This is a genomic window from Draconibacterium mangrovi (assembly GCF_010586825.1).
GTDB classification, from domain to species: domain Bacteria; phylum Bacteroidota; class Bacteroidia; order Bacteroidales; family Prolixibacteraceae; genus Draconibacterium; species Draconibacterium mangrovi.
Map to the genome: position 1 here is coordinate 1,401,246 of NZ_JAAAGB010000001.1, position 25,459 is coordinate 1,426,704.

General features: G+C 42.4%; 22 protein-coding genes. 2 read left to right on the forward strand and 20 right to left on the reverse strand.

From position 1 onward, the window contains the following. Nucleotides 1-27: 27 nt before the first annotated feature. The 4 genes from porZ to G4420_RS05745 all read right to left on the reverse strand — a co-directional run bounded on the left by porZ (nucleotide 28) and on the right by G4420_RS05745 (nucleotide 6,430). Nucleotides 28-2,349 carry a type IX secretion system anionic LPS delivery protein PorZ gene (gene porZ / locus G4420_RS05730; protein WP_163322589.1) on the reverse strand — a complete coding sequence of 774 codons (2,322 nt, stop codon included), beginning with the start codon at nucleotides 2,347-2,349 and terminating at the stop codon, nucleotides 28-30. Continuing rightward, nucleotides 2,350-2,928 carry a non-canonical purine NTP diphosphatase gene (locus tag G4420_RS05735; protein WP_163322590.1) on the reverse strand — a complete coding sequence of 193 codons (579 nt, stop codon included), beginning with the start codon at nucleotides 2,926-2,928 and terminating at the stop codon, nucleotides 2,350-2,352. Nucleotides 2,929-2,994: 66 nt separating this feature from the next. After that, complete coding sequence (locus G4420_RS05740) at nucleotides 2,995-5,991, reverse strand: YfhO family protein (RefSeq protein WP_163322591.1); 2,997 nt, start codon at nucleotides 5,989-5,991, stop codon at nucleotides 2,995-2,997. Between the two features lie 136 nt (nucleotides 5,992-6,127). Next, nucleotides 6,128-6,430, reverse strand: coding sequence for an ArsR/SmtB family transcription factor (locus G4420_RS05745; protein WP_045025876.1), 303 nt, complete (start codon nucleotides 6,428-6,430; stop codon nucleotides 6,128-6,130). A gap of 177 nt (nucleotides 6,431-6,607) precedes the next feature. On the opposite strand from G4420_RS05745, the gene G4420_RS05750 reads away from it, so the two are divergent. Then, nucleotides 6,608-7,582 carry a polyprenyl synthetase family protein gene (locus G4420_RS05750; protein WP_163322592.1) on the forward strand — a complete coding sequence of 325 codons (975 nt, stop codon included), beginning with the start codon at nucleotides 6,608-6,610 and terminating at the stop codon, nucleotides 7,580-7,582. Here the strand turns inward: G4420_RS05750 and G4420_RS05755 are convergent. From G4420_RS05755 to G4420_RS05765, 3 genes are all read right to left on the reverse strand, one after another. Beyond that, nucleotides 7,558-8,355 (reverse strand): DUF2797 domain-containing protein, encoded by a 798-nt coding sequence (locus G4420_RS05755; RefSeq protein WP_163322593.1) that lies wholly within the window; start codon nucleotides 8,353-8,355, stop codon nucleotides 7,558-7,560. The genes G4420_RS05750 and G4420_RS05755 overlap by 25 nt on opposite strands. 63 nt (nucleotides 8,356-8,418) lie before the next feature. Then, entirely contained in the window at nucleotides 8,419-9,195 is a 777-nt protein-coding gene (locus tag G4420_RS05760) for a hypothetical protein (protein ID WP_163322594.1), read from the reverse strand. 64 nt (nucleotides 9,196-9,259) lie between these two features. Next, a complete protein-coding gene (locus tag G4420_RS05765) occupies nucleotides 9,260-10,729 on the reverse strand; it encodes a M28 family peptidase (RefSeq protein ID WP_163322595.1) in 1,470 nt (489 codons plus the stop codon). Nucleotides 10,730-10,930: 201 nt separating this feature from the next. Between G4420_RS05765 and G4420_RS05770 the strand changes: the two genes are divergently transcribed. Beyond that, entirely contained in the window at nucleotides 10,931-11,332 is a 402-nt protein-coding gene (locus tag G4420_RS05770) for a hypothetical protein (protein WP_163322596.1), read from the forward strand. 60 nt (nucleotides 11,333-11,392) lie between these two features. Here G4420_RS05770 and G4420_RS05775 read toward each other — a convergent pair whose 3' ends face one another. The 13 genes from G4420_RS05775 to G4420_RS05835 form a co-directional block, all read right to left on the reverse strand. Further along, on the reverse strand, nucleotides 11,393-12,472 hold the full coding sequence (locus tag G4420_RS05775; protein WP_163322597.1) for a PCMD domain-containing protein: 1,080 nt from the start codon (nucleotides 12,470-12,472) through the stop codon (nucleotides 11,393-11,395). Beyond that, nucleotides 12,469-13,260, reverse strand: coding sequence for a hypothetical protein (locus G4420_RS05780; RefSeq protein WP_163322598.1), 792 nt, complete (start codon nucleotides 13,258-13,260; stop codon nucleotides 12,469-12,471). Before G4420_RS05780 ends, G4420_RS05775 begins: the two co-directional genes overlap by 4 nt. Before the next feature lie 133 nt (nucleotides 13,261-13,393). Continuing rightward, nucleotides 13,394-13,798, reverse strand: coding sequence for a GFA family protein (locus tag G4420_RS05785; protein WP_163322599.1), 405 nt, complete (start codon nucleotides 13,796-13,798; stop codon nucleotides 13,394-13,396). A 99-nt stretch (nucleotides 13,799-13,897) separates the two neighbouring features. Further along, a complete protein-coding gene (locus tag G4420_RS05790) occupies nucleotides 13,898-14,143 on the reverse strand; it encodes a hypothetical protein (protein ID WP_163322600.1) in 246 nt (81 codons plus the stop codon). Between the two features lie 208 nt (nucleotides 14,144-14,351). After that, complete coding sequence (locus G4420_RS05795) at nucleotides 14,352-15,479, reverse strand: alpha-L-fucosidase (protein ID WP_163322601.1); 1,128 nt, start codon at nucleotides 15,477-15,479, stop codon at nucleotides 14,352-14,354. Between the two features lie 231 nt (nucleotides 15,480-15,710). Next, the gene (locus G4420_RS05800) at nucleotides 15,711-16,427 is read right to left on the reverse strand and encodes an RluA family pseudouridine synthase (RefSeq protein WP_163322602.1); all 717 of its coding nucleotides are present in this window, start codon (nucleotides 16,425-16,427) and stop codon (nucleotides 15,711-15,713) included. A 214-nt stretch (nucleotides 16,428-16,641) separates the two neighbouring features. Beyond that, nucleotides 16,642-17,172, reverse strand: a complete 531-nt coding sequence (locus G4420_RS05805; RefSeq protein ID WP_163322603.1) for an REP-associated tyrosine transposase — start codon at nucleotides 17,170-17,172, stop codon at nucleotides 16,642-16,644. A 522-nt stretch (nucleotides 17,173-17,694) separates the two neighbouring features. Then, the gene (locus tag G4420_RS05810; RefSeq protein ID WP_163322604.1) at nucleotides 17,695-17,904 is read right to left on the reverse strand and encodes a hypothetical protein; all 210 of its coding nucleotides are present in this window, start codon (nucleotides 17,902-17,904) and stop codon (nucleotides 17,695-17,697) included. 47 nt (nucleotides 17,905-17,951) lie between these two features. Next, nucleotides 17,952-18,149 (reverse strand): hypothetical protein, encoded by a 198-nt coding sequence (locus G4420_RS05815; RefSeq protein WP_163322605.1) that lies wholly within the window; start codon nucleotides 18,147-18,149, stop codon nucleotides 17,952-17,954. Between the two features lie 109 nt (nucleotides 18,150-18,258). Next, nucleotides 18,259-18,669, reverse strand: a complete 411-nt coding sequence (locus G4420_RS05820; RefSeq protein WP_163322606.1) for a hypothetical protein — start codon at nucleotides 18,667-18,669, stop codon at nucleotides 18,259-18,261. Between the two features lie 863 nt (nucleotides 18,670-19,532). Continuing rightward, nucleotides 19,533-21,857 carry an arylsulfatase gene (locus G4420_RS05825; RefSeq protein WP_163322607.1) on the reverse strand — a complete coding sequence of 775 codons (2,325 nt, stop codon included), beginning with the start codon at nucleotides 21,855-21,857 and terminating at the stop codon, nucleotides 19,533-19,535. Between the two features lie 273 nt (nucleotides 21,858-22,130). Next, nucleotides 22,131-23,663, reverse strand: a complete 1,533-nt coding sequence (locus G4420_RS05830) for an arylsulfatase (protein WP_204273601.1) — start codon at nucleotides 23,661-23,663, stop codon at nucleotides 22,131-22,133. A gap of 820 nt (nucleotides 23,664-24,483) precedes the next feature. Beyond that, a complete protein-coding gene (locus G4420_RS05835; RefSeq protein ID WP_163322609.1) occupies nucleotides 24,484-25,392 on the reverse strand; it encodes a glycyl-radical enzyme activating protein in 909 nt (302 codons plus the stop codon). Nucleotides 25,393-25,459: the final 67 nt, after the last annotated feature.

Genomic DNA, 25,459 nt, shown 5'->3' on the forward strand with positions numbered 1-25,459 from the left:
CTCAGTTAAGCTGCTTTTGAATCCCAATCAATGAATGAAAAGTATTTTTGTAATGTGGGTTTCTTCCCCATTCTCATCGTTACAAAACACCAGGTAAACGCCGGTTTTTACGCGCTTGCCATTCAGGTTCTTTCCGTCCCAAACTGCCTGTCCGCCAAACGATGTGGTTTTGTATACCAGGTTTCCGGTGATGTCGGTAATTTTCACATCAGTATTTTCAATTAGTCCGGCAACTGTAACCGGTCCGTCGTAGGTTTCGCGCACCGGATTTGGATAAACGTAAACATTACTGTACGTATCTGCTCCTCCCGTGGCTTCTCCCTGGTAAGAGATCAGTCCCTTGTCGGTTCCAAAAAACACCTCACCATTTTTCTGATTGATGGCAATTGACAGAATATTATTCGAAAGCAACGGGCTGTTTTCGGTGGTGAAATGCAACACTTCCGCCTCGCCTGTTTCCGATACCAAAAAGACTCCAGAGTTTTGTGTTCCCAGCCATTTCCGGTTAGCACCGTCAACCGCAATAGCTGTAACGGTCTCGGTTTCAAGCAAGGGATGGTAAATACCATCGTTTAAATCAAGCCCCGGGTGTGTGGCATAAAAGTTCTCCGAATTCCAGATTCGCGATGGGCTGCTATACACTGCCACCCCTTGCCCGCTACCAATCCAAATGGCTCCGTTCCGGTCTTCGGCAATGGAGAAAACATCATGCATCGGGGTAATAATATTGTCTGTACCATTGCTGAAATAGGTCTCCACCAACAGCCTTTTTTTCTGGTCGCCGGTTTTATTGATAACATACGCATCGTGTCCACCCGGAATAAGCATCCATTTATCATCGTTTGCATTCACAATAATATCAGAAACATTGTATCGGTTGGCGATTTCGGGCAACTCAAACGATTCCCACTCGCCTGAGGGCGTTAATTTGTGCAGGTTATGTGCGCACTCGGCATTGGTAATCCACAGGTTTCCTTCCGAGTCGAAACTCATACCACCAACACGTGTAAATGGCTCGTTGGGTTGTTCGGGTAAAGCGGTTTCCAACGGGCTGTTCAGGTTATAATAGCGTTCTACCAGCTCATCGTTACGGTATTCCAGCAATCCACCGCCCCAGCTGGCCACAAAAAAATGATCCGGATCGCGGGGATCCACTTCAACAGCTAATATATTATGAAATCCTCGCAGTTCGGGATGCGTCTGATCGGTAAAGTAGGTCCAGCCATCGCTGCCAAAACGCTGAAAAACCGGGCTTACATAGCCATTGGTACTTCCCGCACTCATCCATATCTCCGAATTAAAGGCCCCAACAAAATACATGTCGTTATTGATTGGCCCGGGAGGTAAGGTTTGCTCAAAATTTTCGCTGTAATAGCGTACCAGCACTTCTTTGTTGTCAGCAATCCAAACCGAGCCATCGGCTGACACACCCGCACTTTTTGGAGCGATACTTTCTACTGTTCGGTCATTAAATCTGTAGCTATCAATCCGTCCTATTTGCGTGTGATTGTTGTCGATGATAAAAACCACATCGCGACTGGCAATACTCAGGTAGTTTCCGTTACTCTGCAGGTCGAAAGCAAAGCGTATTTCAGGATTATAAGGCTCCCATGAGCCGTTATTCAGCATATACATTTCGTCTTGGTACCACTCTCCGGCTGAGAAGTTGGCAATTACGTTTCCGGCATGGTAAACCAAATGATTAAAAATACCATCGGGATGCGGAATATCATCCACATGAATCCAGTTGGCAAAATTGGCCAGGTTGGGTTCATTTTTATCCGCCCGATAAATTCCCTGGTTCGTAGTGGCAAAAATCGAGTTGTTATCCGTTTCAATGTCATTTACCTCCAACGACGAACCACCGTCGCCGATATAATAAGTATCTTTTACTTCCTGACGATCCAGGTCGAGCACGACAATTCCAAAACCACAGGCCAGATAGGCCACATTTTCTGAGAAAGAAATGTTGTTGATGACTTTGTTCCCTGCGATAGTTTTTCGCTTTATATCCGACAGGTTAACCACCTCGCCATTTTCGTAAAGCAAATCGATGTTACTGTTTGAATAAGCAATGACCAGTACCTGGTTCTGTTCGCTGTAAGCAATGGTGCTTACCCCAAAATCAGACAACTGAATGGCACCACCAAATTTATTTACACTATTGTCTTCCAGATCGTAATAAAACAGTCCGCCCTCGGTAACACAGAAAACCTTATCGGGTGAAACCGCAATTTTGCTGGCTTTATTATACGAAAGATAGTCTTGCCACGAACCCTGTTGGCGCTGGGCTTGCGAAAGAAAAAAGGTCAATAATAAAAATGCAGAAAGTATAAGTCTTCGTTTCATTTAATCGAGCTTTTTTAAATAGTCGACCAGCTTTTGTACGGCTCTGCCCCGGTGACTGATCTTGTTTTTATCGTCGAGGCCCATTTCAGCAAACGACTGGTTGAGTCCTTCCGGCTTAAAAATGGGGTCGTAACCAAATCCCGAACCTCCACGTTTTTCTTTGAGAATCTCGCCGTTTACAATGCCTTCGAATTGTTTTTCTTCGCCATCAATTACCAGCGAAATTACAGTTCTAAAACGTGCTTCCCGCTCATTTATTTTAGCCAGTTTTCCGAGCACCTTATTCATATTCGCCTCCGAATCTTTGTCTTCACCCGCATAGCGTGCCGAGAAAACTCCTGGCTCACCATTCAGGGCCTTAATTTCCAAACCTGTGTCGTCGGCAAAACAATTCATGCCAAATTTGTCGTAGATGTAATAGGCCTTTTGGCTGGCATTTCCTTCCAATGTGGGCTGTTCCTCAGGGATTTCGTCGAAACATTCAATATCTTTTAGGCTAAGCAGGGTAAAATGATCGCCCAAGATAGCCTGTAATTCTTCCAGTTTATGTTTGTTGTTTGTTGCAAAAACGAGTTTCATAATCGAATAATTTTAGGTAAAAATAAGAAAATGGCTCTACTTTGCAGGCTCATCCGGAGATTGGTTCTAATTACCATTATACATTTTCACTTTCAGGTTATCGACATCAAACCTGGCCTCTGTCCTGTTCCATAAGTAAATATGAATTACGTCACCTGAATGCAAGTTAAAATCAACCATTTTTACAACGGCGAACCGCGACCACACTCCAGTTTCGTACGTGAAATCACTTATTTCCCGGGTATAATATTCCTTTTGCTCTTTGCCCCGCGATATGGTAATAACCATGTTTACCTCCGAAAATACTTCGGGGAAACGTATATCGCCCAACACCGTAATTTTTTGCAGATCGCTATTAGTCTCATCGATGTTAATATTTAATACTGCTCCCCATCTTTGGCTTGGCATAAAAGTGTAATAACCATTCGCAGTAATCGAGTCGGTTTTTATCCTGCTCCTGTCTATTTCCCAAACACGTTTTGTTTCCTGCTCAAAATCTTCATCAAATTCAGACATTTTATCTTCGCCTTCCCGGGCCAGAATAAAACCCGAGTTCCCTGAGATTCTCTCTTTCACTACCTCAGGGAAATAGGAAGTAAACAACTCTTTCACCTCTATGCTAATGGCTCCATTAACCCAAGCCAGCGCAAATTGAGGCGTATGCGTTTCGGCCAGCAACTTTCCAAAAGTGGCCACATTCATATTTTCGTCCAGAAAAAATTGATGACCTGTATTTGGCACCTCAACCTGAGTGCCTGAGGCATAACTCAAAAACGTTGTAACATCGGTATTTTTTAACGCTTCGAATTCTTGTGTGATTTCAGGCAATAATTTGCTTTTACTTTTTTGATAGCGCCACCTGTTTATCCCACTAAAAACAACGAAAAGCAGCATAAACCCAAAGGCCAACCACAGAATAATTTGCCTGTTTTTTAAATGTTCTTTCCAATGAAAATAAATAAGCAGACTTGCCAGTACCATTAGTACCAGCATTGAGACAACAAAAAACACGACTATAAGCCTGTTACTGTATCTAAACTGAACAATATGTTCTCCGGCCGGAATAAGCGTGCCCATTAAAGTATAGTTTGCCCGAACTACTTTCTGCTCTTTTCCGTCGATTTTCACCTTCCATCCTGAAAAGTAATTCTGTTGAAAAACCAACAATTGCTCACTTTGTGTTTCGGTTTGCAAAACAACCTTATTGGGAGAGAAGCTCGTTATTTCTAATCTATCTGTCTGATGATGCTGAAGAGTTTTTCCGTTGATCATGTGCAAGTCAGAGGGTTCTACCAAAACGGTTTTCTGGCCAATGTTAGCAGTGTCTTCGTATACCCGGACATCATCGGAAAAGAAAAAAAGCGGCTGCTTTTTCATCACATCCAAAAGTTTCGGAAAATCATCGCTTAACGTGGAATAACCATCAGTTTTAAACGAAACCAACCCGTCAAATGTAGGTCGTTTTGGAAACACATTGTTGTTTCTCCAGGAAAATGTACCAGAAGCATTTTTGTCCGAATTTTCGCCAATCGGATGCAACTCCGGAATAGGAAATCCTTTGGGTTTTGAATCTAAATATGTCTTGAATTTTACAGGATCAACATCGCCTACAACCGTGTAATGCAAATTCAACTGTGTTGAAAGAATTCCATCGAAGACAAACAGAAATACAATAGCTACGGGTAAATATTTTTGTTTGAAAACCAGCACTACAACAAAGCACCCCAACAACAATAAATGAAGAATGCCCTGCAAAACAAAAGCCTCATTAATTGTTGTTTTTTGCAAACGATCGATCAATGACAATTCGAAGTCGAAAAATACAAAAGCTTCAAGCCGTGCCGCCGATCGCACAACAACGAACAAAATAATAATCGCTAACATACCATTAACTGTAAGCAGCTTCTTTCTATTTGCGGATGTAATATCATCAAACTTCAAGTTGAGACCCGCATAAGCCAGAAAACCAAAGATGCTAAGTGCCCTGAAAATCGATGGATACTTAAACATGTTCATAGATGGGAAATGATCGTACAGAAATTCCCTTAAAAAGAACTGACTGCCCAATGCGTTTAACAAAGAAAATACTGCAAACAACAAAAAGATCACACCTACTTTTTGTTTGATCTTACCGGTTAACGCATAAACCAGCAACGTTAATCCGAACAATCCGAAATATGCGTTCGACATGGACGGATCGGTGTTAAAAAAAGCCACATCCGTTGTTGTACTGTATGGAAACAGAAACGACCAGAATGAGTGCAAAGAAAACGGATGCCTCAAAACAGCTTCGAGCGTTAAACCGGAATATCGGCTTAAATAGGGGTGTGCCTGCGAATAAGCCAGCAGCAAAACGAAACTTCCAACAATTACGATACCTGCCAAAATCAGATGATAAACAAGAAAACGCTTAACACGCTCTTTTCTTTTGATGGATAAAACCAAATAGAAAAAAAACAGACACAGTAACAAATAGGAAATAATGATTGTAATACCCGGGTAGCTAGCGAAAACCATCAATAAAAATACGAGGGCCAAACGCAGCAAACTTTTTGTTTCAGGCTGCCTTGCAAACAGCACATAAGCGGCAACAACAAGGGGCAACAAAGCGTATCCGGCAATAAAACCAATATGCTGAGCATTGCCCACCGTAAAACCGGAAAGCATGAAAGCAATTGCCAGCGAAAGTGCAAGCGATTCGTCTACTTTGAACCTTTGCAGAAAATACCTGAAATTAACTCCGGCCAGAAATACATAAGCTAAAAAAACATACTGAAGAGTAATATTCGAATAACCAAACATATTGGCAACAATCCAAAATTCCGGATTAAAAACCGAAACCAGATCGGCATAAAACGGTACTCCATACAATAGATAAGGATTCCAAAAAGGAAAAATATTGTTTAACACCGCTTCAGAAAAAAAGTAGCGAGCCGGCAAATAGGCATCCACAAAATCCCATTTCATACCTTTTTGAAGAAAGGCTACCTGCCAAAAAGCTACAATACAAACAACAAATAACAATATGCTTCCGTACTTCCTGATAAATTGGTCGGTTTTCAAATTAGTTGAAAATTAGATTAAAATACCCGGGCTAATGTTTCATAAAAATGAACTACAAAATAAGAAAACCTTTAATTTTTCGCATAAAAAAACCGCTTGATCTTAATCAGCGGCTTTTCCTATCGTAATCATTTTTTTAATCGCAGGTGCAGGTTTCCAGACAGTCAACAATCTGGCTTAAAATATTGTATCTCAGGTAATAGTAGGTATTCTTCCCTTCACGCTTTGAGCACAAAACACCTTTGTCGCGCAAAATGCCTAAGTGATGCGATGTAGTTGACTGCTCTATCTTTAGCAGTTCGTGAATCTCGGTAACTGTTAGTTTTTTTCCCCCTTCCAGATGCTTCAGAATAGCAATGCGCATCGGGTGTGCCATTGCCTTCAACATACTGGCAGCGACCTCCAATCGTTCTACATTTATCTCCTTGATATCTACCATGGTTATACCTTTAAAAATGCAAATATATAAATATTTGAGACTTGTTTACTGCTTTTTTTCGCACGGATATCTAACATTTGTACAAAATCGGCAATTTTTAGAATTTTTAAATAAAATGTCTGTTTTTTATTTAAAATTATTCTAAGTTCGTTCATCAAAAGTGAAGCGGAAAAAGGAATGACCACGATAAATAAAATAAAGGCCCCAATTGAACAGGAACTGCATGATTTTGAACCTTATTTTAAGAAATCGTTGCAGAGCGATATTCCTCTGCTGGCAACCGTTTTAAACTTCCTTTACCGTACCAAAGGCAAACAACTGCGCCCCATGTTTGTGTTCTTATCGGCAAAATTGCACGGCGGAACCAATGAATCTTCGAAATTGGCGGCCTGTTCGGTGGAATTATTGCACACCGCCACGCTGGTACACGACGATGTGGTTGACGAGTCGTACGAGCGCCGCGGATCGTTTTCCGTAAAAGCGCTTTGGAAAAACAAACTGGCCGTTTTGGTGGGCGATTATATTTTAGCCCGCGGACTGCTGCTGCAACTCGAAAGCAAAAAATACAATTTCCTTCATCTTATTTCGCGTGCGGTTCAGGATATGGCCGAGGGAGAAATCCTGCAGATGAAAAAAAGCCGCAAACTCGACATCGATGATGAAACGTATTTCGAGATCATTCGCAAAAAAACAGCTTCGTTAATTGCAACCAGTATGGCTATTGGCGCTGCATCGGCAGTTGATGATGAAGTTATCATTGAGAAAATGTACAGCATTGGGCAGGATGCCGGAATTGCTTTCCAGATAAAAGACGATATTTTCGATTACCAGTCGAAAGGCCTTTTGGGTAAACCAACGGGTAACGACATTAAGGAAAAGAAAATTACCCTGCCGCTGCTTCATGTGTTAAACGAAGCCGACAGAAGTGAACGCAAACGTATTCTGAGGCTGATAAAACGCAAAAATAACAGTTCGGCAGTTGTTGAAGAACTGATTCAACTGGTAACCGAAAAAGGCGGACTTGAATACGCCGAGCAAAAAATGAATGAATTTAAAGACCGGGCAATTGCCGGCCTTAAAGAATTTCCTGACTGCGAGGCTCGCGAATCGCTAATCGAGCTGATGAACTACATTGCCACCCGCAAAAAATAACCGTTGTGCTTCCGGATATTTAAAACCCGGCTGTCATCGAAGATTAAATACTGCCCTTTTATGCCGGCCAGCGTTCCGGTAACTTCCGGTAGTTTATCAAAACCAATACTTTTTATCTTGTCAGGAAACTGCTCAACCGGATAATTTATTTCGGTTACCTCGTTTTCAGGATCTAAGTATTTCTGCAATTCAAGTGGTAATAAATTGGCAATACGTTCTTTTTCGGCTGCCAAATCAAAATCTTTCAGCACTTCGTTTTTCAACATCGACCGCCAGTTGGTTTTATCGGTAAAATGATCTTTCAGAAATACCTCTATAACACCGGCAATATGGCGGTTGGGTGTTTTGGCTATTTTCATGGCATAACTGGCTCCCTGGTCGATCCAGCGGGTAGGAATCTGATGACCGCGGGTAACACCAACTTTTAAAGCGCTCGACACGGCCAGATATACAAAATGGTCGATCAGATCGTGTTTTTCGGCCCATTCCATATCGCGTGCAATTCCCAAATGCGCCTTTGATAATTCGGGACGAATGATCGACTCGCTGGCTTCGGGAGCCGTTTGAAGGCAGTTATAACAAAATCCCTGGCTAAACGATGTTTTTGTTTTCTTGCCGCACGACACACAATTAATCTGTCCGTCGAATTGCATCGAGATTTCTTTCCCGATCAGCGCGTTCATATCAATTTGTTCGTCGCCGATGGGTAGTGTATATTTTACCGGCGCATGAAGCTCGGTGATCATTTTTCGTATGTTGCCTTCGTATTGCATGATTTGTATTTTTCTGATGTGAAAATAATACAGAAGGAGCAGGATACAAGTAAAGTTTGGAAATTAATCGTCAAAACCCGGTCTTTTGAATTCCATTACGCCCGGAAATGTTTTTAGCATTTGTTTTTTTATTTGCGACAGCTCGAGTAAAAACTGCAGGATTTCATCTTCCAGCTCACTAAAACCGGCGTAAAATACCGACAGCGCATCCATTGATCGTTTAATGCCAATAATAGCAATTTTTGCTGATCCCAGGTTATCGGCGTACAAGCCGTATTCATCCTCAGGATCGTTTTGCCGCTGTTCCAGCTCCAAATGAGCACGGTGAACTTTGGCACCGATAAAAGCACTGTACCACTGAATTACCTCTGCTGCATCGCGATATTTTATCATCGACTCATCGTCGTCGATCATCACCAGTTTTTCAGCTTTGGTCGCGAAAAACTCCTTGTTTTTATTCATCCATTTATGGATGTTGATTCCGTAATTCCTCGCTTGTACTTCCAGTGGTGTTTCTATGTGTTCGGGCAATTCAATATCTTCAACATCGCTTAGGTCAATCCCCTCTTTGTCGGCATCCTCTTCAATCATTTCAATGGTTACTTCCCAGGCCAGGCGTATCTGATCCCAAAAGTTTTTGTTCTCTTCGTCGGGATTTAGCGAATCATCTCCAATTTTGTTTTCCTGTTCATGCAAATAGGTCAAACATTTCTGCGTCATGGTACAACGTTCGCACCAACGATCGCAATAGTTGTAAATTCCCGGAACGAGATCTTTTCGTTTCGCCAGATCGAGCAGGGTTTGCTTAAAGTGTTCTTTTTTCGATTTCATAGGTGCCATACAAGTAGTATTAGCAGAGTAACAAGACAAATCGATAAAAAGTTGAACTGATCTTTTATCGCCGCTAGAGTTTCGTGTCGTTTGCCACACCCAAAACGCCCAGATAAAGCAGTTTTGCAGCATCTTCCATTATTTCGGGAGTTAACACATTTGTTTTGTCGGCGGGCATATGGTAATGCACCGGATACACCGAGTTGCGGGTCCACAGGCCAAATGTTTTTATACCGGCATCTTCAAAAACCGATGCATCGGAACGTGGCCGACCATAGTTTTTCGTAACTGCTGATGCTCCCATTTCGCGGTGGATAAAATCAGTATTGGCTTTTTCAAAATGGCTAAACAACTGGCTGTGCGTTTTTCCTCCCGACACATAAAAAGCGGTGCCGTTTCCAACCATATCCAGGTTGATCATCATTTTGGTTTTCTCCACCGGGAACAGCGGATTTTTACAGTAATATTTCGAACCGTACAAACCACATTCTTCGCCACCAAGAAGGATAAAAAGTACCGAACGTTTTGGCTTAACTTCTGATGTTGCCAAAGCTTTTGCCGCGCCCAAAATATCGCTGATACCCGATGCATTATCGAGTGCACTGGAGAACGTTACATCGCCCATTTGCCCCTGCCCGTCGAGGTGACCGCCGATAATAATTACCTCATCTTTCAGTTCCGGATCGGAACCTTCGATCATGGCAACCACGTTGCAAGCCTGTGCATCGGGGAAATATTTTGTTTCGGCGCGGATAAACACTTTTTGTTCTGCCGGCAGCTCAAACGATGGTGTTTCCATATTTTTCAACTGCTCGCGAATTTGCCGGTAATCTTTCCCGGCATCCGCCATAATTTTCTCAACAACTTTTGCATCGACGTGTGCATAAACAAAACCTTCGAGATTTACCGTGTTCGGATTGGCCAGCTTACTGGCATAGATCATTCCGGCAGCACCGTGTTTTACCGCATTCCTGAATTTATACCGGTGATAAGCGTAAGGCGTCCATTTGCCCAGTGTCTCATCGTTTTTGGTGTAAAGCGTTCCGCTTTCAAGAATGATAATTTTACCTTTTACATCAACATTCTTATAGTCGTCGTAATCCAGTTCAGGAGCTGTAATTCCGTGCCCAACATAAACCAGTTCGGCCTGAACAGTACCACTCGCCGAGTTGGAGCCCGGGATATAGTCTTCCGGAAAATCGAGGTAGGTTTTTTCATCTCCGTTAAAATAAACCACCGATCCCAGCGAGTTTACTTCGGAATATTCGTTCGGGAAATACTGAAAGTAACTGCCGTTATTTGCCGGCTTAACGCCCCACTCTTCGAACTTCGATGCACACCATTTGGCAGCTTCCATATACTCGGGGGAGCCCGACAAACGCCCCGCGTATTTATCAGTGCTTAGTTCGGTGGCAAACTCCATTAACTCGTTGCTCGAGATGGTGTGAAAGCTTTTTAAACGTAAATCATTATCACTCTGCTGTGAAAATCCATTCAGTGTAAATGCTGCCCATAGCAGCACGCAAAATAGTGTTACTCTCATCATTAAATTTTTCAGGATCGTTAAAATTATAATTTTTTGGGCCGAACAGCCCGTAATTGTAAAAAAGTTGAATGTAAAATTCGAAAATTGTTTTGGTTGTTGACACTAATAACCTAAATATAAATCTATTGACTCGTCTGTTAAGATTTATCGAAGCTTTTTGAATAAATTATCACCACTAAACTTTTAAAAAAAATAATTATGAAAATTTTAAGGGGAACTCTTTTTGGCGGAATCACCTTTTTCTTTCTCGGATGGCTGGTTTATGGATTCCTGCTGGCCGGTTTTATGGAAGCCAATTCCAACGCATGTGCCAACCGATTAGACACTGAAATGGTTTGGTGGGCCATGATCCTATCAAACCTGATTTTGGGATTACTTTTAACGCTGATCCTTAAATGGTCTGGTGCTTCGGGAATTGGAGATGGCATAAAAACAGGTGCTCTGGCTGGTTTGCTAATGGCGCTAACCATGGACCTGATGATGTACTCCATGACCACCCTCTACAACCTGAAGGTATTGGTAGTTGACGTAATTGCCTATTCCTTATTACTGGCAATTATGGGACTGGTTATTGTGCTCACCTGGGGAAAGAAAGATTGATAGCAAATAGATCCACTTCAGTTCAACAATTTAAAGCTTCTGCACGCGTAGAAGCTTTTTTTATTCCTCATCATAAACCATTTCCACATCGTCGATAATAAGTTTGCTGCCAACAGCTCCGGCAAAGTTGGCGCCATCGTAACTCGACGAAGCCACAAAGGAGATGTGTGTAGGCAACATATAAGTTGCGGAATCGCCCGACACAAAATTCCCGTCATCCGGTTTCATATAATCGGGGTACGAGTTATCAAGCGGACCATAAACCACATCCATTTCTTTGGTGATCATTTCCGGTTGGTTTACATCGCTGCGGAACCAGGCGGTTCCCAAACGTTGTATTTCTCCGCCCAAACGCACTTCCAGAAACACATAAACATCGCAGTTATCGTCGTAATCCAGCACATTTCCTTCGCGGTCTTTATTAGTAGCACCCGGCACATAAGAGTAGGTAAAACGGATTTTATCAGGCCGCCCCGTAAACGGCGTTCCAAATATCACGGCAGCTTCGGGGTCGGTCGGATCCAGTTTATCAGAATCAAAATAACCGGTAAACAACGATCCGGCGGCAATAGGTGTTTTTAAGGGAACACCGGCCAACCCCAGATCATAGGTCTCCATAAGAGCAGCAGTATTTCCATTACCCAAATCGTAAGGTGTTGTGGCAATTTTCCCCAAAATCTGGGTGCCCTGGTTTCCGGTGCCCCAAATGGTGGAAGCCGCATCGGTGCCTGGCTCGTAATAACCCGAACTGGTTTTATACCAGGTATTCAAATCGGCGTTATTCAGTTGCGGTGTGGCCGATGCAACAAACGATTCGATCGTCCACACATACGCACTGCCATCTTCGGCAACTACATTGATGGTGGCCTCACCGCTCAGGTCGATAACATCGCCAACAGTTTTATCGGCCGTGGCAAACGACGAAAGTTCCATTTCCTGGATTACCAGCGACGAAAGCTCAACGCCTCCGGGAATTTCAATGGTAACGGTTTGCTTATCGGTGTCGATTATGGCATTGCCGGCCTGGTTGCTTACCAGTAACTTTTTAATATTTCCGTAGGGCGACAGTCCGAAATGATCTTCCTTAACACAGGAGAACAACACCAAAAGAATTGCTGCTATGTATACTGACCTTTTCATTTGCCTGCCCCCTTTCTGTTTTTCTTGGCTCCAAAATAGTAGGCCAGCCCAAGGTCGAGCGAAAGCAGGTTAATCCGAAAGTCGACATTCTGACGCACCTGTTTTGATTCGGGGCCTTCGTTAACACTGCTTCGTGCAACATTTAGTTTGTAGCCCAACACGTTGTTCAGCTGCACTTCGAAAGCAAAATTTTCCATCGCAAAAAAGGTTATTCCCGGGCTTAATCCCACGCCAAAAATGAACTCCTTTTTGTGTGTTTTATTCATCTCGTCGATATTCCTGATATCACGTGTAAGCGAGCTGTTGCCGCCCAGCGTAAACCCAAATTCGGTGAAAAAACTCAGTCGTTCGTTTGGTGTTAACGGCACCGACGAACGAAACCCCGGACTAACTGCAAATCCACGTTTTAGGGTGTTCGACTGCACGGTGTCGGGATCCTGAAAAACGGTACCACCAAAGCGGTCCTGGAAATAATTGAAGTTAATAATCGCCATTCCGTAATCGCCGGTGTAATAACCGCCTTTTAACAACACATTGTAGTCGAGCCGGTCGCCCTCAACCACCTGTTGAATCAGGTAATTGGTATTGGTAAGGTTTTTATCGGTTACCGAAAAAGCCAGTCCCACATAAAAATTACCTTTCTGAAAGGGCTTAAAATCCTGGTTGTAATAGCTTGACAGCAGATCGTAGGGCGTGGTTTTCTGACCGGTCAGTAAATCTTCCTGTGCAAACAAAAGTGCCGGCAAGATCAACAGAAATACAAGTATTCGAATTTCTTTCAACTTCATGGATTAACAGTTTTGTCTATCAAATATAAAGCATTGATAGCAAAACAACTGCACAGAAATGGCAATTTATTCAATTCCCAGAGTTGGATTCATCTGCACTTCAGGGATTATTTCAGGTGCTACAAAATATATTCTACTGTTCAGGCAAACGCTCAAACTTTTTTATTTCCTCCAGCGCCTCATCCCACGCCGCTTTACTGGAAATAAACAGATGAGCATCGGGGCGTTTTACCAATTCACTATCCAAACATCCGGCCGGAACCACCAAAAGTTTACCGTTCATTTGTAAGTTGGGCAATGCCGAACCACATGTGGCACAAAAAGCTTTTGCATGATTTGTTTCGGGCAGCTGAAAAACCCGGATTTCGGTTTCTCGTTTTATCCATTCAAGCTTAGCTTTTGTTGAAAATAAATTGGCGGCATGCGCCGATCCGGTATCTTTCCGGCAATAGCTGCAATGACAGAGATAAAAACTTTCGAAATCGCCAATAACTTTAAATTGAACTCCTTTGCACAAACAAGATCCGTGGTATTCCATATTGTTATTCTTTTTGTTTAGATGTAGTTATTTTCAAACACCACGCGAAAGGATTCGCGCGGTAGCGTGGGACATTTCTCTTTGCCATTTTATCCCTTCTTACTTGTCTTTTTGGTAGAAACCCCACATACAGTTAGAAAACTCTCCAGCTGCAAATTCAATAACTTTTTCATTATGATGTATTTCATATATAGTCATACAATATTCTTGTCCATAAAGAGGGTCTTTCACAATTACTCTCTGATTTGTCGCAATCCAGTCATAGTCCCAAACGTTAAGCTTTTTTATTTTAAACTTAAACCCATCAGGTACCGTTTTTATATGTTTCCAATTACTTGACATCATTCTGTTCAAAATTACCGTTATCGGTTTGGCTATGAAGCGTGGCGAGTTTCGGAGAGCGTTCCTGTCCGCCACTGGTGCGAATCGAAGATCAGCTCCAAGCTAATTTTAATCCGTACTTCAGCCGGCGGCTGACAGTTAGATCATTTCAATTCTACCGAAGACACACCGTCCGTCGGCTGACGTATTGGCGCGAACGTGGAGTATGTATTTAAACAGGCCAGCCATCTTTTCTAATTGCTTGCCCAATTTCCTTAAGGGATTGAATATCTTGTTTGTCAATCGATCCATCAGGTAGCGGGGCGGTATTCAACAGCAGGTTTGCATGAAACTTACCGGCATATTTTAGATTTTCAATAATCGAATCGGCACCACGATGTGTTCCATCCAATTTTTCCGTATATCCCCAACCGGCAATATTGGTGCAAATTTCTATTGGCTTTCCTGATTGTACCATTTGGTTGGTTTTATCCGCATTATTTTCCAGCCAATGATATTCAGGTGCGTAATAATCTTCGGTTCCGGTATATCCCCACTTTGCCGATATCAATGATTGAGGTTGAAGTTTCCTGATTAATTCATAAGTTTCAGGAATTCTGAATTCTTCAATTGGACCGCTTACTGGCGTTCCGTATCCGTCGAGCCATATACTGGCAATGGGGCCGTATTGAGTAAGCAATTCGGTCAGTTGCTCGTGCATATAGTCGATATATTTATTCAAATCGTGGTCTTCACCATATGCATAATAAGGTTCTTCGCTATCGTATTTCGGACGTGCACTCCCTCCCCACTTGTCGTTATTTGGAGCATGCGGATGACGCCAATCTCTTCCGTGAGAATAATACAGGCACAATCCTAATCCTCTTTTTTCGCAGGCAATGGCAAGCTCTTCAACCAAATCGCGTTTAGCAGCCGATTGAACACTATTAAAGTCGGTTGTTTTTGTATTAAAAAGGCAGAAACTATCATGATGGCGAGTGGTAATGTTCACATACTTCATTTCTGCTTCTACGGCCAGGTTGGCAATAAAATCGGCATCAAATTTTTCGGCGGTAAATTTTTCCTTCAATTTTTCATATTCGCCTACATGAATGTTTTCTCTGTACTGCACCCATTCTCCTCTACCCGGCAAACTGTAAAGTCCGTAATGTAAGAATAAACCAAATTTTGCATCAACAAACCATTGCCTGGCAGCTTCCAGTTGATTTGTTGCATACAACCCGGCATAGTTTTTTAAATAGGCCGGCACCTTATCGCTTTCGCATGAGTTGAATAGCGAGGGAACCATTGAAAAAGTCAATCCCAGGCCTGTTAATTGTACGAATTTCCTTCTTTCCATTATCGTTTGTTATTAATGTCATTTAATATGCCATACAATGTTGGTGGTGGTGTAAGGCCGTTGCGGTCCTGATGCAATCCACCCACCGCTGGTGCGTCCCGAAGTTTCGGGAGGCGCTGGCGGAGATAAAGTTATTCTTTCAATCGTTTTATTTTCTTCTCATTTGTTTTTAACACCACACGAAAGCCCCGAGACTTCGGGTGGCGGTAGCCAGGTTCGTGGATGAAAACTTCATTTTTGGCTTTTGTTACCTTTCAAATTCATCAATGTGTTAAAATATTGGGGTATGCCAGTCTCAAAGGTCATTTCTTTTTGTGTATATGGATGAGTTATTGTGAGCGAGCAGGAATGCAAAGCCAAACGTTTTACCGATTTGTCAGTATTACCATAAACCTTGTCTCCTATAACAGGATGCCCCATATCAGCGAAATGAACACGAATTTGGTTCTTTCTCCCGGTAAAAAGTTCAATTTCCAACAGGCTGTACTTTTCGGTTTCTTTAATAACCCGATATCCTGTTTTTGCAAACTTTCCGATGGCCTTGTTTTTTGTTGAATACACCTTGAACATTTTATTTTCGGTAAGATAAGACTCAATTATTCCTTCTTTATCGTTGAAATTCCCTGACACAACAGCAACATATTTTTTCTTGAAATCTGACCAGTTTTCCTGTAAAAACATTTTCGCCTTTTCGGTCTTTGCAAAAACAAGTATCCCCGATGTATCTCTATCGAGTCGATGTACAATATAAACCCGCTCTTTTGATCTTGGATTCCCCTTTGTTACATAGTTATTCAAATAGAAATGGGCCGAGTTGTGTTTATCTCTGTCAGTACCCATCGACAACAATCCATTTATTTTATCAACCACAATAATATCACGGTCTTCATAAAGAATTTCAAGGCCTTTGGGCTGATGTTTTTTTGATACTAAATGATTGTCTGCCATACTTTTTTTTTTTGACTTTGTTGTTAAGTTCCACCGCTGGTGCGGATTCCTGCCTACCGCAGGCAGGTGTAATCCGTACCTCAGCCAACGGCTGAAAGTTAGTTAATTTTCAATACTACTGAAGTCACACCGTCCGTCGGCACCACCGCTGGCGCGGATTTATAATCCCACCGCTGGCGCGGATTTGTAATCCGTGCCATTGCTGAAAGCAATACTATTTTAATATAATTACATCCAGTAAACCATTTTCTCCGGCATAATCAATAGCACTGCTATAAACATAGTCCTCGGCTTTAAAAACCAAACCTTCTTCTACCGGGTTTTGGTGGATGTAGTCAATCTTTTGGTCAATCACTTTATTGCTCCACAATTCTATCGGTTTGTTATCTGTTCTCCAAAAACGAAAACCTTCCGGTGTTTCGAACTGTTTTAACAACCATTCTTTTCTACTTTCCCGGATATTTTCTGCTATAGCCGTTTTTATTGCCTTACTGGTATACTTCTTAAAATCACGTAAAATACCGGGCAAATCGGCACCTTCTTTTGCCCGTATTACCAAATGCAAATGGTTGCTCATTATACACCATGCGAACAATTCCAAACCTTTATGTTCCTGGCAATATTTTAAATTCTCAACAAGCAGATTTTTGTATTCGTTTCGTGTAAAAACATCAACCCAAGCCATCGTAGCGAAAGAAACAAAATAAACACCATCCGGATTATGAAACTTGTATTTTCTACTCATGTTATGCTTATTTTATTATCGATGAGTTACTACAAGGTTATATTATTAAAAATATATTTCTGGTCTTATCGACCAGGGTACGGATTACAAATCCGCGCCAGCATTGGGGCCAGCATTGGGCAATACTATTTAATACTACTATCCATTAACTCTTTGTTGGTTATTAGTCCTATTAAAATCACAGTAAATTGTACTTTCCTGGTCTGTTTGACCTGAGCACGATTACAAATCCGCGCCAGCGGGGGAAACGAAGATCAGCCTCAAGCTAATTTGTAATCCGTACCTCAGCCAACGGCTGAAAGTTAGTTAATTTTCAATTCTACTGAAGACACACCTTTTACATCCCGTCACCACCGCTGGCGCGGATTTGCAATCCGTGCCATTGCCAAAGGCAATACTATTTAATACTACTATCCATTAACTCTTTGCCGGTTATTAGCCATATTAAAACCACAGTAAATTGTACTTTCCTGGTCTGTTTGACCAGAGCACGGATTACAAATCCGCGCTAGCGGGGCTTCGTCACGCATTGAAGATTGACATAAATATTTCTGTAATCTCAGAGCGCATTGGTTCTTTAATTGAATTGTCTATTGTTAGATGAATTTGATTTGGAATCATCGTTGAGTATCCAACCAAGTCGGATATATTTTCTATTTTATCAAATTTTACCTCAATAGATTCAATAAACCTGTTCCACCTTTCGTCTCTGTTTGTATCTTTTGTAGTCATAATTTATAATTTTAAAGGTTAATTTTTATTCATAACTCAATAGCAGTTTACTCTGGGAATGAGTGGTACTTCAAGTCATGGTCTCTTATGTCGTATATATATCCTGTTCTTGTATCCATTATCTCATTATTGTCAAAAACCTGATATCTTCCATTTTTAGAGAAATTGTTAAAAATAATTAGGGCAATAATAGCTATTGTGACAAGTGCAATTTTAAATAATGGGATTTCTTTTATGGCTTTCATTTCAGTGCTTTTTTAAAGGTTGTTTTTTTAGTGCGTATCTTTGTTTTTATGAAAATAATCAAAGAAGAATATCCGATGACCGTTACAAAAAAGGTAGACAAGGACGGTCTTAGAGAGTGGAGGATTCATGCAAGTTCTGTAGAAGTCGAGTTAACTCAGGAAGAAGTTGATGCAATAGAAGAGAGGGTGCGGTTAGGACGTTCTCAACGAGGCGATAGTTAGCTTTTTCTTCGTTGTATTTTTTAACAGAAACATGAAAGGTATTATTGAATAATTCTATCATTTGGGTTTCGGTAGCCATTTTATCCCTGTCGTTTATTTCATAAATATCAGTGGTTTGAAACGAAAGTTCGTTGCATCCGTTTTGAGAGATTATCAAATCCCATCCTATTTCAAACGTTTCATTGTTTAATTCCTTGAATATAAACTCTAAGTCATGTTTTTGATTCCTATTAATGTTGGGATTGTTGTCTTGCTTGCTTATTCCTCTATTTCTGTTATCTATTTTAACAAATTCCATATCCTTTAATTTTCGTGTGTATCTTAATTTTAAACTGCACCATAACTACTGAGCATCATCATTGCTGTTATATCGCTTATAGCGCGATAAAAGGGGTTGTTATACCTCCATATCGGGATGATAACAACACATATTATGCTTACTAATTTTTTATCTGTTATTTCAGGGTATGTATTCAACGGCTATGGTTTTTATTCGGAGTTTAAAGTTAGCATAATAAGAAAATAAAACAACACTGGTTTATATCCTCACATATGGTTTATCTCTCAGTATATAAATACTTAGCACTGGGGGCTAAAGCCCATTTACTGGCGGGAATTCACTAACCCCAGGCTTAAGCCTGGGGTTAAGCAAATGGGCATCGATGGGTTTTAACCCCAAACTCAGACTCCACGCAGACTTTCGAAACTTCCACAATCAACAAAAATCCGTATCTAACTGATTTTAAAGCTTCCTCAGGTGACAGAAGTTGGTTTCAAACGCGTTTTTTTGCACCCTCAGGTGACAGAAGTCGGTTTCAAACGTGTTTTTTTTCTTCCCCAGGTAACAGAAGTCCATTTCAAACGTGTTTTATCGCTTCCCCAGCAGCTGGGGAAGCTTTCAAACCTGTTTTTTTACGCCAACAGGTAACAGAAGTGGGTATCAAACACGTTTTCTAAGGCCACCAGGTAACTGAAGTTGGTGTAAATCGTGTTTTTTCTTATACCCATAACACATCTGATGGTAGCTAAAGCTTTGGGCAGGGGCATTAACCTGATAAGTACACAAACAAATGTGTTTGAGATAGGGATCCGATCCATTTCGATCATAAAAAAGGGCATCCGTTTTGGATGCCCTTTTATAGTAGTACCAGAGTAAGCTTATTAATCCAGTTTAAACTTCACATACTCAATTTCTCCGGTGTAAGCAAAAGGTGCTCTATAGTCCGTAGAAACGGGTGAGCCCAGATCTTTACCAATGTCCATGGTTTCGGTGGCTGAATACCTTGCCGGTACTACTTTATCAATGACTCCCTCACCAACTTTTTGTCCATTTACATACAGTTGCGCACTTCCGCCACCACCGTATTCGGTCGATTCCTGTGTGTACTTCATCTGAATATCCAGTTCGCCTTCGGGTAAAGAGGACGATGCAACCTGATAGTGGTTCATATGGAAGAAGTTGTAATAGTAAATCAACTTGTTCTCTTTAATGTACAGCGAATATCCCGCAGATGTACCGCCGTTGGCAATGATTACGCCTTCATCTCCTTTTGAATAGTTAATTTTAGCGGAGATAGTATGTGTGCGGGCATAGGCCGGAGGTGCACTTCCTTCAGGAATCCGCTCAGTACCCGCCATGTACGAAAACGCTGTTTTCCCTTTGGTTACTGAAGGACGGTTCGGGTTGCTCGCCCGTTCGGCAAAACGATCGTCCAGCGGATACACGTTGTATTTTTTAGCCTCTTCATCAAAGGCTGCCTTTAACTCTTCCAGCTTTTCAGGATATTGCTCTGCCAGGTCGTTTGCTTCCGAGAAATCTTCATCTATGTTATAGAGCTCCCATTTGTTGTCTTTAAATCCGTACGAACCTGTGAGTGCCCAGGGAATTCCGTGAAACGAAGCCGCTACCCAGCCATCCTTGTAAATCGCCCGATGGCCCCCGGTTTCAAAATATTGCACCGTACGCGTGTCATTGGCAGCGGCATTATCAAACGAATAGTTCATCGGAACACCGGCTAAAGGAGTTTGCTCCACACCGTTCACGCTGGTCGGCATTTCAATATGCGCTGCTTCTAAAATAGTTGGCGTAATATCAATTACATGGTGAAACTGGGTTCTTTTTTCGCCTTTTGCTTTAATGGATGCCGGCCACGAAATAATTAAACCGTTTCGGGTACCGCCAAAATGCGAAGGTACACGTTTCATCCATTGGAATGGCGCACAGCCTGCCCATGCCCATGGCACTGCAAAGTGGTTCTCGTGTTCGGGGCCACCCAGGTCTTCCATTTCTGTTAACTGGCGTTCCACATTATCAGGAAAACCGTTTTGGGTCATCATGTTGTTCAGGGTACCGGTTAGTGTTCCTTCGGCACTTGAACCATTATCGCCGATAACGTAAATTACCATTGTGTTTTCGCCTCCGGGCAGGCTTCTGGCCGACTCAATTAGTTTACCGGTCCAATAGTCGGTATGAGACAGGAAACCTGCAAACACTTCCATTTGCCGGGCATATAATTTCTTTTCGTCGGCACTTAAGGTTTCCCAGGCCGGAATGGCATCAGGGCGTGCGGTAAGTTCCGTATTTTCGGGAACAATGCCCATTTCTTTCTGACGTGCCAGGGTGTGTTCGCGCATAGCATCCCAACCCTCGTCAAACTGTCCTTTAAATTTGTCGATCCATTCTTTAGGTGCGTGAAGCGGTGCATGTGCAGCGCCGGTTGCAAAGTACATGAAGTAAGGTTTGTCGGGATTGATAGACTTTTGCTGACTCATCCACGCAATGGCATCTTCTGTAAGATCTTCCGTTAAGTGGTAACCTTCTTCCGGAGTTATCTCTGGTTCTACAGGAGTGGTATTCTTAAATAACTGTGGATAATACTGGTTGGTTTCTCCCCCCTGGAATCCATAGAAATATTCAAAGCCCAATCCGGTGGGCCATTGCTCAAAAGGACCAATAGGGTTGGTTTCCCAGTCGGGTGTGTTGTGCCATTTTCCCCAGGCTGCTGTGCTGTAACCATTTTGTTTCAGGATTTCGGCAATACTGGCTACATCTTTCCCCCAAATACTGTTGTACCCGGGATATCCGGTTGATAATTCGGAAATGGTTCCAAAGCCAGACTGGTGATGGTTTCTACCCGTAAGTAGTGCGGCTCGTGTGGGGCTGCAAATACCCGTGGTGTGAAATCGTGTGTAGGTTATCCCGTTTGACGCCAGTTTATCCATGGCCGGCGTAGGAATGGGACCTCCGGTCACTTCGGGCTGACCAAAACCAACATCGTCTAAAAGTACAACGATAACGTTGGGAGCACCTTCGGGAGCTTTGAATGGTTGCGGATAGTCCTCTTCCGAATCTTCGAAAGTAGTTCCGATTTTCCCATTGAATTCGGGCGGAGGGTAAGGTAAGGTGTTTTCGCTTTCTGCTGGCTTCTGCGGTTGCGTGCATGATGCCACTAACGCAAGTAGGAGTAAAAATGCAATTTGTTTCATAATCTTTGGTGTTTACGCATTTAATCAGTGTGGGTTGTTAAATGATTTTTATGTTGATATTGTATAAGTTAAGAAGATCAGTTCAGAAATGCACAATAAAAACGGTAAAAAAGATCTTTTCAGCTATTCAACATATGTTAATGAGAAAGCCTGCAGGATATTCTCATAAAAAACAAGAGGGCATCCGTTTTGGATGCCCTTTTATTTTGGTTTTATAGTAGTGCTGTATCGTTTATCACGCGAAAGGATTCGCGCGATAGCGGGGAATTTACCCTACTGCTTTCCTTCACTCAATTGTTTCATCAGTTCAGAGAAATCCAGAGTGGCAGCTTTTTGTACCGGTGGATATTCAGCCAGCGATTGAATATGTTCTCCCAGAATTTCCTGAACCGGCTCATTAAGAAACTGCTTCCGTTGCACAATGTCCGATCGGTCGGTAAGGTTATCGAAACTTTCATAAGGATCGAAGTGCAGGTTGTAAATAATCGGAAATTTCTGTTTCACGTAAGGAGCATAATAATTCTCACTGGTCTGGAAATGTAACTTCCACTGATTTACTCGAATTGCCCGAATATCGGACTCGTGATAATAAATAAAATTATTCCGGTTACTTTCATCCGATTTACCCAGCCAGTAATCCAGGTTATTCACTCCATCGATATACTGATGGCGCTCCTTTTCCATTTTTTCCGCAACATCAGGCTCGCCGGCAGCAGCAGCCAGGGTAGTAAATATATCCATGTGCGATTGAATACCTCTTAACACTTTGCCTTCAGGAATATGGTTTTTCCACATCACCATCATCGGAACCCTCACTCCGCCTTCGTAGGTTGTCATTTTTTCGCCTCTGAACGGTGTAGTTCCCCCGTGTACGCGTGCGCTGTGCTCAGGACCATTATCGGTTGAATAAACAACAATGGTATTTTCCAGTACGCCCATTTTCTCCAGCTCGTCAAGCAGCTCTCCAATCATCATATCGTGTTCCATCATACCACTTCCATAAAAATCGTGCTCGGTAGTATATGGCAATGCCAAATAACGATGCTCGGGTTTCAAGTGGGTGAACATGTGCATTCTGCTCGGATTGAACCAGCAAAAGAATGGTTTTCCATCTTCTTTGGCTCTTTTCATAAAGTCGAGTGAAGCTGCCATAAACTCCTCATCAACGGTTTCCATCCTTTCTTTCGACAGTTGACCGGTATCTTCAATTTTTTGTTTGCCTACCTTTCCAAACCTTGGATCAACCGTTGGATCATCCACGTCGGTTGCCCAGGTATGCAACACACCGCGGGTTCCATACTTTTTAAAGAATTCAGGATCTTGCGGATAATCCTTTTGCTGGTACTCTTCCTGGGTATTCAGGTGATAAAGATTTCCAAAAAACTCGTCGAATCCATGAACAGTTGGGAGATGCGAGTTTCTGTCGCCAAGGTGGTTTTTACCAAATTGTCCGGTGGCATAACCCTGTTCCTTCAATACTTCTGCCAGTGTAGGCGATTCTTTTTTCAATCCTAACTCACCACCGGGGCGGCCAACAGTTGTCATTCCACTGCGAATGGGATACTGCCCGGTAATCAGTGCCGCACGACCAGCAGTACAGGACGGCTGAGCATAATGTTCGGTAAACATGATACCTTCATTGGCAATTCGGTCGATGTTGGGAGTGGTGTACCCCATAACACCGTTTCCATAAGCACTTACATTGCTCCAGCCCACATCATCAGGGAAAATGATTAAAATATTAGGCTTATCCTGAGCAAACGTTACAAATGGGAAGAAGAGCAGTAGTAATAAGCTCCTCTTCAAAATTCTAAAATTGTGTTTCATAGTTGTTAATGTTTATGCACTTAATCTGTGTGTTATTAAATGAATATTTATTTTGATGTTGTATAAGTTAAGAAGATCAGTTCAGAAATGCACAATAAAAACAGTTAAAAAGTTCGTATTTTTAATTAACATATGCTAATGTGAAAAGGTTGAGGGTATTAACATAAAAGTAAAAGGGCACCCGTTTTAAGTGCGTTTTACAACCATTATTCTCCTGCCGGAGGCCTTCATCTTTGCCTTAAAGCAAAGACGAAGCACGAGGAAGGCATTTCCGAGCCAAGGCTACTTTTGATCTTCACCCTCCGTTTTCATAAAACCTAAATTCGGACGGGTGATCTCCTCGCTCACTCGGAGCTTCCCGCTCTCATTAAGGTTTCATTTCAACTCTGGGCAAATACCAAAAGAGGCCGTTCACTAATGTAGCGTCAGCAACATCGGAGCCTGGCCTCGTCCGCCAGCTGGCGGACGGAAAACAAGCGGTGACAGCGTAAAAAAATTACTGATGTTTGAGGAGGTACGACAAGTTTCAGGAATTTTAGTTGGCATCGCGTAGCTTTTCCGAGGGAAGCGGGCGCAGCCTTGGGTTTTCTGTTTACTCTTTGGGCTAAACCAAAGAGTAAAATCCGCCTGATAAGGCTACACCAGTTTCTTATGGTTGGTTGCTCTACTCCTACTAAAACATCAAAAGATAAAAGGGCACCCGTTTTGGATGCCCTTTTACTTTTATTCTATGCGCTAAGCGGTTTGAAACCGCTAAGCGCGTGTTATTTCAATTCTGTTAGAGATTTGAAGAATTTTTCTATCCACCAATCTCCGCCTCAATACCATATTTTTCGAATATAGCTATTGCCCTGTTTTGTTCCTCTTCGGTGGGCTCTTCCATATTAAAGGCCTTGTATTCCGATCCCAGCTTGTTGTATTTATTGGCTGCAATATTATGATACGGCAATAAGTTTACCACCGGCTTTTTACCCGGCAATGCCGCAATAAATTCGGCCATCTCGGTAACCGAATTATGATCGGCATTTACATTGCGGATAAAGGGCACACGAATATTGATGTTCGCGCCACTTTCGGCCAGCAGCTGAAGGTTTTTCAGGATTAGCTTGTTGCTTACACCTGTCCATTTTTTATGTTTGGCCTCATCCATCAACTTCAGGTCGAACAGAAAAAGTTCGGTCCTTTTAGCTACTTCCTGCAAAGTGTCGGTGTCGGCAAATCCGCAGGTATCAACGGTTCGGTGCAGATTATTCTCGCCACAGGCATCCAGCATCTTCATCAGAAAGTCTGCGTGCATCAAGGGCTCACCACCCGAAAAAGTAACGCCACCGCCCGATTGCTCGATGTGTACGCGTTCGCGTTCAATAATCTGCATCAGCTCCTCCACCTCGTAGGGCCGCCCCGACATTTCGATGGCTTTCGTAGGGCATACGTCGGCACAAATACCACAAAGGGTACAGGCCTGGTAGTCGGTAACAATTCCTTTTGGCGTGAGTGTCAGCGCATCTTCCGGGCACATTTTTATACATTCCTGCGCCCCGATACATTTCGACTCGGTATATAGCTTTTGTACATCGGGCGACTGGCTTTCAGGATTATGACACCATTTACAACTCAAGGGGCATCCCTTCATAAAAATGGTGATCCGGATACCCGGCCCGTCGTTAATGGCGTAACGTTTTATATCGAATATTAGTGGTTGATTCATTGATTAATGTTTACCAAATGATTGTTGTATACCCCCCGTTTCGGCCTCGCTCCGTCAACGGAGCTTG